The organism is Providencia alcalifaciens DSM 30120, from assembly GCF_000173415.1.
Classification (GTDB): domain Bacteria; phylum Pseudomonadota; class Gammaproteobacteria; order Enterobacterales; family Enterobacteriaceae; genus Providencia; species Providencia alcalifaciens.
This window is the reverse complement of sequence record NZ_ABXW01000049.1, coordinates 123485-140283: the sequence shown is the minus strand read 5'-3', so window position 1 is coordinate 140283 and position 16799 is coordinate 123485. Positions and strand designations below refer to the sequence as shown.

Below are 16799 nucleotides of genomic sequence, written 5' to 3'. Positions count from 1 at the left end.
ATTAACGTTGGGCAGCAGTGACCATCACTTCAACGAGAACTTGTTCTCGTGCCATATTAGCTTCAACGGCAGCGCGAGCAGGGCTAAATTCAGCCGGCATCCATGCTTCCCAAACAGTATTAAAGTCAGCAAAATCGCGTTTCATATCTTTAATCCACACCTGTGCAGATAAAATACGTGTTTTGTCACTGTTACTGGCTGCAAGCAATGCATCAATTTTGTTTAATACGTCTTGGGTTTGCGTTGTAATATCTCCGGTTAAATCAGTAGGGACCTGTCCTGATAAGTAAACTAAGCCAGCATATTCAACGCTATCCGCTAAGCGGGGTTTTGGGTTATTCCGTTTAATTGGCATCAATTACCTCGTTAATCCTTCTAGTGAAATTGGAGAACTCTGCTGAGTAATGAGCTGAGTTAATATCTCTGCGCTACCCGCTGCTAATGTAAAACCTAAACTGCCATGACCCACATTGAGCCATAAATTGCTGTGTGTTGTCTTGCCTAACATAGGGGGTCCCTTGGGTGTTGACGGACGTAAACCGCACCATGTTTCTGCTTCATCGATTTTAGGTAAATTCGGAAATGTTTTTTAATAATGTTTTTTAATGCAGAAATTCTGTTTTCCCGTAATCCATATTTGTCATAGCCAATATCTACCATTGCCGCGATACGCAATTGATCATGCAGTTTGGCGTAAACAATTTTATTGCCGTAGTCGGTAACACTAATTTTAGGAACGATATGTGTCATGTGTGGATATTCCACACTGAGGCTGTAACCTTTTAAACCTAAAATGGGTACATCGATACCGAGTGGTTTTAATAGCTCTCGACTTCCGTTACCCGCACAAATCACAACATCATCGGCTTGAATGGTGCCTTGAGACGTCTCTACACCAGTAATGGCATTGCCAAGCTTAATAAAGGATTTTACTGAATGCTCGAGGCATAATTTAAATTGTGGTTGTGTTGTTAAGTACGCCAGAATATTTTTGCAGAATAAATAACAATCTGCGGTTTCATCATTTGGCGCGTAGATAGCACCAACTAATTGTGATTGGATATTTTTCAATGCAGGCTCTAGTTGAACAATTTCTTGTGCACTGAGTACTTTTTGGAATTCTTTATCTACGGTTTCACTGGCTTTTTTAAAGCTAGATTGATCTCGATGGATAATTAATTTCCCTGATTTCTCCCAAGCAAAATCAGAAATATCGCCACTTGTTCGCCAAGTATTCATTACATTTTGGCTTAAGAGTGATAATCGTAATAAATGGGCGCCATTGATTTTATTGGTTGTGCGGTTGCAAGCTAATGTGAATTGAGTCATCCAAGCAAGCTGATGTAAGGTAAAATCGATTCTTAAATTTAATGGGGAATCACTTTTACCCATCCAGCGTAAACCTTGTAAGGGAACGCCAGCATCCGCTAATGGTGAAACATAGCGATAACTTAATTGACCACCGTTAGCAAAACTTGTTTCCATGCCCACATCAGAATCGGATTCAATGAGTGTGACGGTTTGACCTGCTTTAATTAAAGCATATGCGGTACTTAATCCAATCACCCCTGCACCGATCACTACCACATGTTTAGTCATAATATTCCGCAACCAATAATAACTTAGGAGTTATCATTTAACGGCGAATAGTCAGACTAAACAATTGAGTTTTCATCACCAGAGTATAACTTTTGGTTAACTACTGCGTTGCGTTTTTTTAGTATTAGCGACAAGGTGTTTACATAATTTTGGGCGGCTTTGGTCAGTGGTCTGTCAGCACGATGGAAGACTGATACAGCGAGGTGTAAATGCTCTTTGAGTGGATAAATCATGGATTCAGGTAAGGTATGTTCCGCGGAAAAAATATCGGTAATACTGCAACCTAATCCTGCACGCACAAACTCTGCAGCCATATGATAAGTATGCACACTGATATTCGATTCCTCGAACTCATGTACCTGTTGTAGCAGTTGAGACAATGAGTCTGATCCTGGGTGGATCCAACGGTTTTGATCGATATCCATTAATGATACGGGGGAAGATATGGGTGGCTGACTGTCAACATATACGAGTGGAATGTCGGCGACGGGAAGGACAGTGATCCCGCCTTCGATCGCTAAATTAAACGCGATACCAATATCCAGATCTTGCTGGGTTAATAATTGCAAAATATCGGTAGTGTGATGCGTGCCAATAGTGAGTTTGATATTCGGATGTTTTTTAATAAAAAGGGCGGTGACTTCGGGAACTAAGTTAAGACCCAGACTTGGTAAGCACCCAATCGCTAATTTACCTTGTGGATTTCGTGATAAATTTTGTGCCAAAATTCTGAGTCTATCTAAATTCTGATAAACTTCCTTGGCTTCCTCAAATAATAAATTAGCTTCATCTGTTGGAATTAATTTCCCTCGAATCCGTTGAAATAAAACCAGTCCAAGCTGTTGTTCCGCATGTTTAAGGGCTTTACTCGCCGCAGGTTGGGAAATATGGAGAACTTCAGCGGCACGTGTCAGTGAGCCACAAGTCATAACAGCATAGAAAATATCAAGGTGCCTTAATTTCATTATTGGTAACCTAAGCAATATATTGCATTTTTTCTTATTTTACAGAAAAGCCGGGAGAGGATCCGATATCGGAGTCACTTACTCGAAAGGAAAAAAGGATTCAAAGCGAATAAAACGAGAAAATATCTAAAGTGACAATGCCAGCTCATATACATTTAGTTATGAACTGGCATACAGTATCGAGAATTAACCGATGGATGCACCTAATTCAATAAACAGCTTAATTACGATACTGTTGGTGATATCCACAAGAAATGCTCCTACCATTGGAACAACGAGGAAAGCTTTATGGGATGGGCTAAATGCGCGGGTAACAGTTTGCATGTTGGCAATCGCTGTTGGCGTTGCACCCATTCCAAATCCACAGTGACCTGCACTGATGACGACGGCATCATAGTCACTTCCCATCATTTTGAAGGTCACAAAGCAGGCAAATAGCACCATAACTACCGTTTGTACGGCAATGATGATTAATACCGGACCTGCCATACTCGCTAATTGACCAAATTTTAATGACATCAGGGCAATAGCAAGGAACAGTGAGAGTGCCACGCTACCTAATACATCAACAGTAGGTTCGAAAACTTCGTGCTTAAATACGTGAGTTAAGACGTTACGAATAATAATACCTACAAACAGACACCAGACGAATGTAGGGAGGTGCATTGGTGTATCTTTGACTAATTCACTGATGTAACTACCGGCAACGATACAAATGATCAGCATTGAAATGGTTTCAATGATGTTGTTGGCGTTGATCTTTCTTTTCACTGACGGCTGCTCGAATGCTTCGAGAATTGTCTCTTTTTCTTGCTCTGTCGCTTTAGGAATAGTGACTTTTTTCAGTAAGTGACGAGCGACAGGTCCACCAATGAGTCCACCCAGTACAAGCCCCATTGTGGCACATGCCATAGCAAGCTCAACAGCACCTGTTACACCGTATTTATCGGCAAGGATCGGTCCCCAAGCACCTGCGTTACCATGACCACCGGTTAAGGTAACTGAGCCCGCTATCAAACCAATAAATGGACTTTCATTTAGCATGACAGCCATGCCCATACCGACCATGTTTTGAATCACAATTAAGATTGTTACAGCGAGAGTTAAAATAACGAGTGGTTTTCCACCTTTTATTAATCGGGAAAAGTCTGAGCTCAAACCAATTGATGAGAAAAAAGCAATCATTAATGTGCTTTGTAATGACGTATCGAATGAGAAGGTATAGCCAGCGGCTTTATCAACAATTAATAAAACAATCGCAACAATAAATCCGCCAACAACGGCATCCGGAATATGGTTTTTCTGTAGAAAAGGGCTGATTTTAACCACGATCATCCCAATAAGAAGCGCTAAGCACGCAAATAATAACGTATAACTGGCATCTAAGATCATTATTTTACCTCATATGAGTTTACCAGAGTGTTTACTTTTGCAATTTAACATTGGTGTTAAATTAAATTACTTTGCTTAACTTTTGTTTAACAATGAGTTTTGTTTGGGTTGCTATAACTTTTAGTTAATTAAATTGTTTAAAAAAAACGCATTTATTGATTGATTTAATTTATTACCAGAATGTTATTCAATTATATAAACCGTTATGAATAATCTAATTCATTGATTTTAATTTAAATTTTAAATTTCCCCATCAGATGGGAAACTCATCGAGTTTTTGACGTGTTTCTAGGGCGTAGAAATGAGGCGTTGAGTGGGTTAATTGTTAGAAGTGTGATGAGTGGCATAAAGCCGTTATTTTGTTAATGTTTGTTAAGTCATTGCCATATGACTCACGTTTTAGATGCTTCTAGGGAAGGTTTCATTTACTTTTTCTTTATTAAAGAGCAGATGAAATGAATATAAATGCCAATATTCTTAGGTCTCTTTCGTGATTTATATGGATTAAATCTTAATAGGTAGTTTTTATTCCTATTTTATTTCTATCATCGAAACAAGATGTTATTTTAACCTATTGTATTATATTGAAATTTAAAATTATTTGAGCGATTTAAAAGTGGAGAAGCATCTCTGGTGTAAATGTTTTTCATTGAGGGATTCGTTATGATAGGAACTGATCCAGATATCTTAATTAGGGTATTTAAAATGAAGAAAACCATTCGCCAAGTTACTTTTGATTTATTACGTCAGTTGGACATTACCACTATTTTTGGGAACCCAGGCTCGACAGAAGAGACATTTTTAAAAGATTTTCCGAGTGATTTTCGTTATATCCAGACATTACATGAAGCTTCGGCGGTTGCTGCTGCGGATGGCTATGCCCAAGGTATGCGTAAAGTGGCGATGGTCAACTTACATACCTCCGCTGGGCTCAGTAATGGTATGAGTAACATCCTGACTGCCTACATGAATCGCACTCCACTGATTATTACTGCCGGAAACCAAACCCGTGAAATGTTATTAATGGAGCCGTGGTTAACCAATATTGAGCCTGAAACGCTACCCAAGCCTTGGGTCAAATGGAGTTATCAACCGGCTCGTGCAGAGGATGTACCTGCGGCATTTATGCGGGCGTATGCGATGGCTCTCCAGCCGCCAGCAGGACCTGTTTTCCTTTCCATTCCGCTGGATGATTGGGACAAGCCTGCGATTGCTCAAGAAGCCGTTGTACGCGAAGTTTCACAGCGGATTGGTTATGATCCCGCTCGCTTACAAGCCTTTGCGGATGCGCTTAGCTCGGCGAAAAATCCGGTACTGATCTATGGTTCTGCAATTGCTCGAGGTGAGGGTTGGGATGCTGGAATCGCATTAGCTGAAAAGCTCAATATTCCTGTGTGGGCGGCTCCGGCTTCTGAACGTCCACCATTCCCTGAAACGCATCCTCTGTATGCCGGAGGACTGCCTTTTGCGATGGGTCCATTATCCGATAAGCTGAAAGGACACGACTTGGCGTTAATTATTGGTGCGCCGGTATTTCGTTATTATCCTTATGTGGCAGGAAGTTATCTTCCTGATGGCATGCGTTTATTGCATATTACTGACGATCCTATTGAGGTAGGAAGAGCGCCTGTTGGGGATAGTTTACTCAGTGATTCAGTATTGGCAATTGAAGGGTTAACACAGCGTGTGAAAGCGCGACCTGCGCCAAAAAATAGCGTGGAAAAGCAATCACATGGTATGGCTCCACACCCAGCCGCGCCGGAAGTAAAAGGTGATTCTACTGTTTTGAGTGCAGCACAGCTGTTTAAAGCGCTGAGAGAAGTTTCTCCGAAAGAGACGATTCTAGTTGAAGAGTCGCCTTCCAATCTTGGCGAACTCCATCGTGAATGGCCGATTGAATCGCCGGATTCTTTCTATACCTTTGCCAGCGGTTCGCTAGGGTGGAATTTACCTGCGAGCGTGGGAATTGCATTAGCGGAAAAAGACAGTGGACGCCATCGTCCGGTGATGTCAATTATAGGTGATGGTTCGATGCAATATTCTATTCAAGGGTTATGGAGCGCCGCTCAACACAATTTACCGATTGTATTTGTAATCCCGCGAAATAGCGAATATGCGATTTTAAAATCATTTGCCGTGTTAGAAGAAACGCCGGGGGTTCCGGGTCTGGATATTCCAAACTTAGACATTGTGGCGTTAGGTAAAGGTTATGGTTGTACCGCGTTAAAAGCCACAACGATTGATGAGGTAAAAGCGGCTTGCCGTGACGCATTTAACCGCCAAGGACCTACCGTGATTGAAGTGCCTATCCTGCCTCAAATTCCACCGTTGATTTAAAATAAGGTGAAGATTGAATCATAACCTTTAACGTGAAATCCCCTAATATTGAGAGAATTAGGGGATTTTTTTATTAAACTTAGTGCTTCACGAGGGTGGAGAAGTAATACACTAAGGGGACTGCGAGAATCCATAGGCTGATTGGAATTTCACGCCACTTGCCTGCTACGGCTTTAATTAAGATATAGAACAGTAGCCCGCCAGCAATACCTGTACCGAAACTGTTTGCGATGAGCGTAATCATCACCATCATGAGTACTGGTAGGCCGTCAGTAAAGTTACCTAAATCAACTTTGCGTAATCCGCTAAACATATTTAAGCCGATTAAGATTAACGCGGGTGCGGTTGCTTGCGCTGGGATCATTAAAGCAATTGGCGTAAACAGCAACATCAGAAGGAACATAAATGCTGCCGCCAATGCGGTCATCCCTGTTTTTCCTCCCGCTTCAGCCGCGGCGGAAGATTCAATTAAAGCCGTTGCTGCAGGAATACCGACTAAAGGACCTAATGCCGCCGCAATGGAATCCACAATAAAGGGTCGATTGATATTCGGCATATTACCTTCTTTATCCAGTAATCCAGCCTCGCCACCCACCGCTAATGTCGTGCCCATGGTGGAGAAAAATTCAGCTGCAAAAAAGACGAACAAGAACGGTAAGAACGCGATATTGAGTGCGCCGATTAAATCCACTTGTCCCAAAACAGGGGCAATTGAGTGGGGCACGCCGATAAAACTTTCTGGTAATTTAGTGACGCCGAAAGGAATCCCTAGCAAAGTGGCGAATAAAATTGCCCATAAAATCCCTCCCGGAATACGGCGAGATTGCAGTGCAATCGCGACAAAGAAACCGGCAAGTGCGACTAAGGCGCCCGGAGAGAGAAAGTCGCCAAGCATTAACGCATTCGTTTTTGGGTTAGCGAGGACTAAGCCTGCGTTACGAAAACCCAGTATCGCCACGAACAAGCCAATCGAGGCAGTTAAACCGAGCTTGATAGACTGTGGAACTGAACGGGTAACCACTTCACGTAAACCGAATTTGGTTAACAGGAAAAATAAAATCCCAGACCAACACGCGATACCTAAACCGATTTGCCAATCAATCCCTTCGCTGCCTGCGAGAGTAACCCCGACTAAAACGGAGCCGCCAATGCCGGGACCCACAATAAATGGTAGATTGCCATAAAATGCCATTAAGAGGCTGGCTAATACAAATACGATGATAGTGCCAGTGGTCGCCGCGCCTTTATCCATTCCGCCTGCGGCTAATAATCCCGGAATAACCACAAGTAAATAGGCTGCTGCAAGGAACCCAGTGATTCCAGCTAGGCATTCTGTTCTGATTGAACTACCCCGTTCACGCAGTGCAAAACGTCTTTCTAACCAACTCCCTGATGTTGGCTGATGACGAGAATTGTTAGCCATTAATTGGCGCTCCTATCATTATTTTTTATATGGTGAGTATGTTCATGACGTTCTAAGACGGCATTGACAATTTGGCGGGTGGTACCGCAAGTTAATCCTAAATCAGTTAAATGAGGACCTGCATTACATGCAAGGCAGGTGCCTTCAATCGCTTTGAACACGCGATACGGTGGTTCCCAATCGGCGATTTGGCTACTTAATTCTCTCAGTTGGCGAAATTGGGCAGCAAGCTCAGGCGCTGGTAATTCAGATAGCATGCCCGCAATTGGCATGGCGACATGGGCTAGGACTTTACCATCTTGGACTAATGCCATACCGCCGCCACTTTCAATCAGTAAGTTGGCTGCCATTGCCATATCGTTTGCATCCCGCCCGAGTATCACAAGGTTATGGGAATCATGAGAGTAGCTGGTGGCAATGGCGCCGCGTAATTCACCCCATCCTTTTAACAAGGCAACTTGAGGTTTGGCATCATGGCGACCATGACGGTGTTGTACGCGGATTAAACTAAATTCGTCAGGGAGTTGTACTATGCCATCTTTCACCGGTACATCCACTTCCCCCCATTGGGTAAAGCGAGCACCACTAATATGGCGTAATCGCGCTGTGCCATTTCGTAAATCAGTGAGTTGAAGTTGGCAATCTTGTGCGGAGATTGGCGCTAAGTGCATGGTGTCGCGTGGTGGCAAAATCGTATTTTCTGGTGCGATTGGGCGGGTAAGTTGCCCATTTTCTGCCACTTTTTTACCATCAACGTACACTTTCTGAGCGTTTAAAGTTTCCAGTGAATTTAACACAACTAAATTTGCTCGACGACCAGCGGCAATCAGACCAAGGTCATTGCGTTGCAAGCGAATGGCGCCATTGAGCGTCGCAAAGCGCAAGACATCTGTGGCTTGCAGTCCGTGTTCAATCAGCAAATTCAGTAGGGCTATCACGCCCCCTTTTTCAATCAACATATCCGGTGGTACATCATCGGTACACACGGTAATTTGTGATGATAGATGGGGAAGTGTTTGTAAGGCCGCGACAATTTCAGGTAATAAATAAGGGTGAGAACCTCGAATTTCGAGCGTCAGCCCTGCACGTAGTTTTTCGAGAGCATCTTCAGCAGAGGTGAGTTCGTGATCTGATGTCACGCCAGCGGCAAGGTAAGCTTGTAAATCAGCGCCTTTTAATCCACGCGCATGACCTTCAATGATTTTTCCTGAATTTAATCCGGCATCGAGGATTTCTTCCATGCGCTCACTGCCATGCAACACACCAAACATATCCATCACTTCTGCGACACCACGCACCTCTGGCCAACTGAGCATGGTAGACATTTCTTGTCCTGCAAAGTCTGCCCCTGACATTTCTAAGCCGGGTGTTGATGGTACCGAAGATGGCGCAGCAACCATGACATCCAGAGGTAGATTACGGCTAGCATCAATAGCATAACGTACCCCTTCCAACCCAAGTACGTTCGCCAATTCATGGGGATCCCAAAATACTGCAGTGGTGCCTTGAGTGAGGACAATTTCAGCGTAGCGAGCTGGAGGAAGATGGGAGCTTTCTAAATGAACGTGAGTATCGATGAAGCCGGGAGAAATAAACTGCCCCGATAGGTCGTGAATTTCATGGCTATCCGTACGACTTCCCGTCGGATGGACACTCGCAATCAGCCCTTCAGTGATACCAATATCGGCAGGGCGAATTTCACCTGTGACCATATCGATGATATTGGCGTGGGTAAGCAAAAGGTCAAAGGGAATTTCCCCTTTTGCGGCCTGAACGGCACGACGTCGAGTTTGATTTGTTAGCTTCATAAAACACCATCTTCAAGATTTATGTCGCTACTTTATGAGTAAGGCAAACGTTTGCCAAGATGATAAAATTTATCAGATCATAAAGAGAGGTTATAATGCAGAGCATAATGATAAGAATAACTATCCATTTAAGTGAGGAAATCCAATGACTGAGCCATGGCAGCGTCTTCCTGCATTAACCTTAAAGCAGTTGCAATATTTTGTGACCCTCGCTCAGTTGCGCCATTTTACCGAAACAGCGAACCGTCTCGCCGTGAGCCAGCCTGCGCTGAGTAGCGCGTTACGGCAAATTGAAACCGTGATTGGCGGTAAATTAATTAACCGTACTGCAGCCTCTGTCACATTGACCGAATTGGGCGCGGCGATTTTACCTCATGCGGAGCGTATTTTAAGTGTGTCGCATCGTGGGTTTAGCGATATTCAGAAAATTATTGAAGAGGGGGGCGATGGCACATTACGTATTGGGCTGGTGCCTTCCGTGAGTTCGTTATTATTCCCGATGATTCCTGAGCAATTACAGCTATATTTTCCTAAGTTGAATGTGGAATTTTATGACCAAACGAATGACTCACTAGTGAATAAATTGGTCAATAACGAAATTGATTTTGGCATCGGGGTTTTGGATAGTTCAGTTCCTGAAGAATTAACGCTGTACCCACTTCAAGATGATCCGTTTGTGGCGGTGATCCATCGTGATGAATTTATTTCTGATAATGCATTTCACTTACCTTGGAAACTATTAAATAACCGTGATATTGCGATGTTTTCAAAAGGAAATATTCACCGATTGGTGACGGCAACGATTGAAAGTAATCGGCTCAATATCAACCCTCGTTATCAAGTCGACTATATAGAAACCTTATATGGTTTGGTCAGGTCGAAATTGGCAATTGGCATTCTGCCTCAGTTATATACCGTTCATTTACGGGATCCTGAGCTTAAAGTTTTACAATTACAACAACCAGCTCTGACGCGTTCAATTTCGCTAATGCGTAACAACCAAACATTGACGCCGATGATGGAATCGGTATTTCAGCTATTATTTAAAGTATTAAGACGCTCGCATACTCATAAGTATTAATTCGACATCATAAATCTAAATATAATTTACCGTAATACATGATGATTGTTTGATTTATAACAAGTGAAGAGTGTTAAGCACTAATCGTAAAACTATTTTTATTCAAATGAATAAGATTATTGCCCTTGATTGTTTATTTTTTGGTCGCATATCTAGGTGGTCAATAAGATGTTGGGGGAATAAATGAACGCTATATTGAAAGTCAGCCTACTCACGACAGCCATGCTATTGGTGACAGCCTGTGGCGATCTGGACATTATGGGGAATAAAGGAAAGTTTTATTATAGCAATCCAACAGAAAAAACAATTTCATTTAAAGTTGATGGCAAAGAGTATCGCGTTGAACCTAACCAATTTGGTTCGGTTGCATTAGCGAGTGGTGAGCATACTCTGGAAGATGCACTCGGTCATACAACTACTTTTATGGTATTTGAGCACAACTCTGGCGGGATATTAAACCCGAATCACGGGGTATATTATACTTTTTCTGAAGTGTATACCGACCAACATGACTATAAGGGATATCAGCCCACCCAGTATGATGTCACTATTTATGGACATGAATTAACGCTACCGATTAAAAGTAGCAATGCGACTGTCATTGATGGCAATTTATTTCGTTGTACTTATCCGATTGGAAAAGCTTTGCCGGGCGCGGTAAATAAGCAATACAAGCAAGAAGATATTAAATCGAAATGTTTTGATCAGTCTGAATTGATTGAATATTTCGCGAATGTGCACGACCAAAATTTAGTGCCTAACACCCCTCAAAATGAAGAAAATAATTCAATTAGCCAGCACTTAAGTTATCAAGTGCCGGAAGTCACGTTTAGTGACCCACAGGTGCAAACTGTCGCGAACGAGATTGTGGCATTAACGGAAACACTAAAACATGCTGATAAAGTCGATATTCATCAAGATTTGAATAAACAATATCACCAATTAACGGTTCAGCTTGTTGAAACGTTCACACAAAGCCCATCTAGTCAGATTGCGGCGGAATATATAAAGTTAAATAAGTTTATTAAACAGATTAATCAAATCCGAAATTACGGAGTGTGGGTGAGATAAGTATATTCCATTAAGTTTATGTGAGTGTTTTGATAATTAAGAATTTGCTTATAAATTAAACAGAGTAATCTTATGTGATATCCCGATGAAACAAGGAAACTAATCGATAGTTTCATTAGGATAATATGATAAGAGGCTCGGTGATGAATTTATTTAAAACGTCATTTTTTACTACGATATCCGCTATTTTTGTATTATTTTTTTCCAATGTTTCGAGCGCGACATCAGTTATTGAACCAATTAAAGATCCTGAAGTATTAGACTTGATTTTTATTTTAGATAAAAGTGGTTCTATGTCGGGTTTTGAGTCTGACACAGTGGGTGGATATAACAGCGTACTGACTGAGAACAGAAATAAAGCGAATAAAACCTTTATCACGACAATTTTATTTAATAATAAAACGAGTTTACTACATAATAGAGAACCTATTGATAAAGTTAAAAATCTTACCTTGAATGATTATTCTGTCGGGGGAAATACCGCATTATTAGATGCGATTGGTGATAGCATTATTAAGATGCGTGAGAATAGAAAAATTACCAAGAACAATAATGTGTTGTTTGTGATTATTACCGATGGTGAAGAAAACAGCAGCACTAAATATAGTCAAGCTAAGATTAAATCGATGATTAAATCCGCTGAAGTTGAAGATAAATGGGACTTTATTTTCTTAGGCGCCAATATTGATGCAATTGCTGAGGCTGACAATATTGGTATCAAGCGTTCAAATGCGACTGGCTATGTTCAGGATGGCACGGGTTACGATAAAGCGTATAAAGCAGTGAATAAAGCCGTAGAAGCTAAACAGAGTGCTGCACCAATATCAGAGGAATGGAAACAGGAAGTTGAGCAAGACGCGAAGGATCGTAAAAAATAATAAGACAATAACTATTTTAGTTTATAGAAAAAAGCTAAAAGCCCCGAGCTGACTATCGGGGCTTTTTTTATGGCATTATTTTGTGGATTTCAATGCCGAAAATAATCCTTTGGCGAGCTGATCTTCAGCGGATTTAATTCCCGGTAAAACGAAATAGTATCCCCCGCCAAATGGCTTGATGTAACGCTCGAGAGGTTCACCATTTAAGCGTTTTTGGGTATCAATAAAGCCGGTTTTTAAATCTTTTTGATACGAAACAAAAATGAGCCCCATATCCAATGCGCCGTTATCGGTTAATCCTAAAGAATAACTGTAACTGCGGCGGCGTAATTTTGCAGTATGGCGACTTGGGTTTCTTGGCTCCGCACGACGCATATGAGAGTCAAATAGCACGCGATCGCCGTGAGGATCTTTCTCGAAAGCGGGATCATCCATCTCATGCTTCATACCCATTGGTGCGCCAGTTTCTTTATGGCGTCCAAAGTCATTTTCTTGATCTTCCAGTGGTGTTCTATCCCAGAATTCAAGATTGAAGCGAATAAGGCGAACGGCTTGGTAGGTACCGCCAATACACCATTGTGGCTCTTTGCTGTCTTCGGTGACCCAAATCAGTTCATTCATCAACGCATTATCATCTGAAGGCGCATTTCCGGTGCCATCTTTAAAACCGAATAAATTGATTGGGGTAGTGTGTCTGTCGATATCCCGTGACGGTAGGAAACCATCGATTTTCCATAGGGGGAACCAATAAGGCGAGGTATGGCGCAATACATCGCGTAGGGCATAAATCACGCTTTCTTGGCTATTCGCACAAATTTGTAGGACCACATCTCCACCACACCATTTGTCTTCTAGGCGGTCATTCGGGAAGCTGGTCATTTCCACCAATTGGCGTGGCTTTAGCTTCTCTAACCCAAAACGTGAGTCAAACAGGCTATCTCCCAAAGAAACGGTGATACTCAGAGAATCTGGCTGGATGAGCGTTCCTAAAATACCGGACTCCGCAGGAGGCATTTTATCATTCTGATTTGGCGAGGATTTTTGTACTTGCGTTAGAAAGGCAATGCGTTGAGTTAATAGATCAAACAGCGATTGCAGCTCATCAATGGATGTCGATGTAATATGAAACGCAATAAACGAGGCATGCTTTTGTTCAGGGGTAAGTACCCCAGCTTGATGAGAGCCTAAGTAATTGATGCTTTTATCATAAGTCAGTTGGCAATCGGCAATCGCCGCTTTAGCGCTGAGGGCGGGGGCGGCGAGAATTGCGCTACCCATGACTAATGTTTTCAGTGCATGGCGTCGAGAAATATTGGTCTGAGAAAAACGGGAAGAATCTAACTCGTTTTTTGGTTTAGCTTGCATAAACTTATGCCTTAATATTTATAGTAAACATCAACATCTAACTGAGCGCGCAATGTGGCGAGTAGCTCAGCTTGTTGCGTTAACAGAGAATAGAGTGTCATTTTGTCTTGTTGTTTTAGTTGGCTATAAGGTGCGTATTGCCCTTTAGCTAATTGATATGACTGCACTATTTTATTAATTTTCTGATCATTTTCTTTTATTTGATCAAGAGTTTTGGCTTCAACAAATGGGCTGATAACATCGATGATCACTTGAGAGCCTTTGGCATTCGCCGCCATATCGAAGAGATCTGTTTGGCTATAGATATTCTCTTTACCTGACAATTTGGTCTCAAGGATCATTTCGATAAAATCAGCAGAAGCTTGAACCAACTTAGGAATTTCAATGGTTTCGGTCAGTACACGTTTTTGCAGATCACGGCCTTTGAGTAATAGCTCATCAGAGGCGGGGAGCGCTGCTTTTAAATCTTGCTGAGAGAATAATAGATATTCAACAAGGTGGAACCCGACAAAGCGGTAATCTTTTTCTTTATCCAGAAAATAATCTGCACGAGAATTGATGGTACGGTCAGTATTGCCAAATAACACAATGATTGGGCGTACCGTTTCATAGTGCTGGTGAGCTTGGATATAGGCTGCTTTAGCCTGTGCCAGTTGACCTTTCTGTATACTTTGATTGAGTTTCTCTAACTGCTCGACCATTTCACTTAACTCCTTATTGACAAAGGTTAAGTATTCTTGAATGGCTGGTTGATATTTTTCGGGGGTGGGAATATCGCCTTTGGCAATAATGATATTATCCCCCGTTTGCACAGGGGAGCGTAGGGCTTTGCCGTGCGCAGTGGATACCATTAATGAGGCAAATATCATACTGATTGCTAATCTAGAGGTTTTACGCATTTTGTAAGTTCCGTTTAGCGGTATGGCGTTTGTTCCACATAAATAGTGCGATGATCACAATCCAGTAGATAACAAATGTGATGACACTTAACCAAATGGGCTGTGAGCGATACGCAAAGAATGATGAGATAAAGTTTCCTGCAACGCCAGAATCATCCAGTAATGCACTCGTATCCCATGCTGGATAGATTAAAAATTCAGGGATTGGATAATCAAATTCAATCATTAAGTTTGAAATTTCTTCGACACCCCTTAGCAGTAAAGATAGGGCGAGAAACAACAAAATCACGCCTGTGACTTTGAAGAAAATCTTCCATGAAATGATGCGGTTAGTTAATAAGAATGCGTATAACGTCATACCTGCAATGACAATACCAGCCGCCACTTCAAAGATAAATTCATTCGCGTTTGCTGACGTTAACGACATGATAAAGCTAGAGAGGAACACGACGATTTCGCTGCCTTCACGCGCAATGGCGATGGCAATAATCAGTGTTGCACCCCACCAACTGTGATGTTCGGCATTACGATTAATACCGGATTCCAGCTCTTTTTTCATCGAGCCGCCACTTTTATTCATCCAATAAACCATTTGGACAATCAATATGCAGGCGAGGATCTCCATGACTATCATGAAAATCGATTGACCGGTGTCATCAAGGACATTGAAGACACCGTAAATGAGTAATGCCAGTAAAATGGACATGGCAATACCTAACCCAACCCCGCCCCATAGGTACTTCATACCATTTCGAGCGTCTGGGTGGCGTTTGATCCACGCGTAGATGATACCGATGACTAATAGCGCTTCAAAACTTTCACGCCAAACTACAAAGAGAACTTGCCCCATGTTGGATCCTACTCTTTAGCAATGATCTCGCCTTTTGGGTGAGAAAGATGGAAATCGTCGAAAAATGTGTAACTACCTGGTTTTAACGGTGCAATAACAACAACAGAGCTTGCGCCTGGCGCCAATACTTTCTCTTTACGTAGTTGTAAGCTTTCAAATTCTGCGGGTTCAGTGCCAGTATTGGTAATTTTGATGCGAATAATGGTTTTGGCTGGTACTTCGAGAACGCGAGGGATTAAATCCCCATTCTTCATTTCTAATTCAACCGTATATTTTTCGGCACTTAATGCGGATTGCGAAAATAATGCGCAAATAAAAACCAGTAAAAAGCTGAGAAATGTTTTCATTGTTGGCTCAAACTTATTGAAATTGAGAGTTTCTTACTAGCGAAAAAGGGCTCGCGCGGAATATTACCCCCGCGAAAGCCCCCAGCGCATCATTGAAAAACTAGTAGCTGCCTTTACGACCTATGCCTGCATAGTCAAAGTCCCAAGAGACTTCAAACGGTTCAAACCAAGGTGCAACGCCTGTTTCTTTATCAATGTGACGACCGAAAGCGGCTTGTTGGTTATGTGAAGGCGGGTAAATTTTGTAGGTTACGCGATATTTACCGTTACCGTTCAGTTTAATGTTTTCACCATAGTGAGGACCATCGCTAGCCACCATCGGCATAAAGGTGCCTGACTGGGTCTGTGGTTTATCACCCAGTTTTGTGACGGTATATTCAACGGTTAAGTAAGGCATCCAATCGCCTTCTGCAAAGCCATTCGGGTTCTCTTCTACGGCATGAATGTCAGCTTCTAAGTGAACGTCGGCTTTATCCGCAGGTAGGTGCGCCATTTTGTGGTGACCTTCTTCGGTATCCATGGTGATAGGTTGTAAATAAACACCTTGGATTTCCATGCCGTTTTTAATGACTGGATGACCGAGAGGATATTCTTGTGCAAAGGCGGATAGAGAGAATAAGGCTAAGCCCGAAACGGCTGCCTGATAAGCGAATTTCATTATGACATCCTTACCTGAATGAAGTTAGAAACATAATGATAATCATTACTATTAATGAAAAACAAGCAGAATGTTTTAATGGATAGTTAAATTTACCCTATGAATATATTTAAATTTAATATTAAT

General features: G+C 42.0%; 14 protein-coding genes and 1 pseudogene. 4 read left to right on the top strand and 11 right to left on the bottom strand.

Annotated features, from left to right (window positions below; all coding sequences use genetic code 11):
• Position 1 precedes the first annotated feature (1 nt).
• The 4 genes and pseudogenes from PROVALCAL_RS11190 to gltS form a co-directional block, all read right to left on the bottom strand.
• Complete coding sequence (locus PROVALCAL_RS11190; protein WP_006659367.1) at positions 2-355, bottom strand: RidA family protein; 354 nt, start codon at positions 353-355, stop codon at positions 2-4.
• Positions 356-358: 3 nt separating this feature from the next.
• Positions 359-1599, bottom strand: a pseudogene (locus PROVALCAL_RS11185) (D-amino acid dehydrogenase).
• A 56-nt stretch (positions 1600-1655) separates the two neighbouring features.
• Positions 1656-2564 carry a LysR family transcriptional regulator gene (locus PROVALCAL_RS11180; protein ID WP_006659364.1) on the bottom strand — a complete coding sequence of 303 codons (909 nt, stop codon included), beginning with the start codon at positions 2562-2564 and terminating at the stop codon, positions 1656-1658.
• Positions 2565-2750: 186 nt separating this feature from the next.
• A complete protein-coding gene (gene gltS / locus PROVALCAL_RS11175) occupies positions 2751-3956 on the bottom strand; it encodes a sodium/glutamate symporter (RefSeq protein ID WP_006659363.1) in 1206 nt (401 codons plus the stop codon).
• 663 nt (positions 3957-4619) lie between these two features.
• On the opposite strand from gltS, the gene mdlC reads away from it, so the two are divergent.
• Positions 4620-6293, top strand: coding sequence for a benzoylformate decarboxylase (gene mdlC / locus PROVALCAL_RS11170; RefSeq protein ID WP_226890345.1), 1674 nt, complete (start codon positions 4620-4622; stop codon positions 6291-6293).
• A gap of 79 nt (positions 6294-6372) precedes the next feature.
• Here the strand turns inward: mdlC and PROVALCAL_RS11165 are convergent, their stop codons facing one another.
• Both PROVALCAL_RS11165 and PROVALCAL_RS11160 read right to left on the bottom strand, forming a co-directional pair.
• Positions 6373-7716 (bottom strand): NCS2 family permease, encoded by a 1344-nt coding sequence (locus tag PROVALCAL_RS11165; RefSeq protein ID WP_006659361.1) that lies wholly within the window; start codon positions 7714-7716, stop codon positions 6373-6375.
• On the bottom strand, positions 7716-9524 hold the full coding sequence (locus tag PROVALCAL_RS11160; RefSeq protein WP_006659360.1) for an adenine deaminase: 1809 nt from the start codon (positions 9522-9524) through the stop codon (positions 7716-7718). Before PROVALCAL_RS11160 ends, PROVALCAL_RS11165 begins: the two co-directional genes overlap by 1 nt.
• Before the next feature lie 145 nt (positions 9525-9669).
• Here PROVALCAL_RS11160 and PROVALCAL_RS11155 point away from each other — a divergent pair, with 145 nt between their 5' ends.
• From PROVALCAL_RS11155 to PROVALCAL_RS11145, 3 genes are all read left to right on the top strand, one after another.
• A complete protein-coding gene (locus PROVALCAL_RS11155) occupies positions 9670-10605 on the top strand; it encodes a LysR family transcriptional regulator (protein WP_006659359.1) in 936 nt (311 codons plus the stop codon).
• 183 nt (positions 10606-10788) lie between these two features.
• Positions 10789-11676 (top strand): hypothetical protein, encoded by an 888-nt coding sequence (locus PROVALCAL_RS11150; protein WP_006659358.1) that lies wholly within the window; start codon positions 10789-10791, stop codon positions 11674-11676.
• A 143-nt stretch (positions 11677-11819) separates the two neighbouring features.
• Entirely contained in the window at positions 11820-12554 is a 735-nt protein-coding gene (locus PROVALCAL_RS11145; RefSeq protein ID WP_039861894.1) for a vWA domain-containing protein, read from the top strand.
• Positions 12555-12629: 75 nt separating this feature from the next.
• Here PROVALCAL_RS11145 and efeB read toward each other — a convergent pair whose 3' ends face one another.
• From efeB to PROVALCAL_RS11120, 5 genes are all read right to left on the bottom strand, one after another.
• A complete protein-coding gene (efeB, locus tag PROVALCAL_RS11140) occupies positions 12630-13919 on the bottom strand; it encodes an iron uptake transporter deferrochelatase/peroxidase subunit (protein WP_006659356.1) in 1290 nt (429 codons plus the stop codon).
• 11 nt (positions 13920-13930) lie between these two features.
• Positions 13931-14818 (bottom strand): EfeM/EfeO family lipoprotein, encoded by an 888-nt coding sequence (locus PROVALCAL_RS11135; protein ID WP_006659355.1) that lies wholly within the window; start codon positions 14816-14818, stop codon positions 13931-13933.
• A complete protein-coding gene (locus tag PROVALCAL_RS11130; RefSeq protein WP_006659354.1) occupies positions 14811-15668 on the bottom strand; it encodes an FTR1 family iron permease in 858 nt (285 codons plus the stop codon). Before PROVALCAL_RS11130 ends, PROVALCAL_RS11135 begins: the two co-directional genes overlap by 8 nt.
• A gap of 8 nt (positions 15669-15676) precedes the next feature.
• The gene (locus PROVALCAL_RS11125) at positions 15677-16015 is read right to left on the bottom strand and encodes a cupredoxin domain-containing protein (RefSeq protein WP_006659353.1); all 339 of its coding nucleotides are present in this window, start codon (positions 16013-16015) and stop codon (positions 15677-15679) included.
• Between the two features lie 100 nt (positions 16016-16115).
• Positions 16116-16673 (bottom strand): iron transporter, encoded by a 558-nt coding sequence (locus PROVALCAL_RS11120; protein ID WP_006659352.1) that lies wholly within the window; start codon positions 16671-16673, stop codon positions 16116-16118.
• Between the last annotated feature and the right edge of the window lie 126 nt (positions 16674-16799).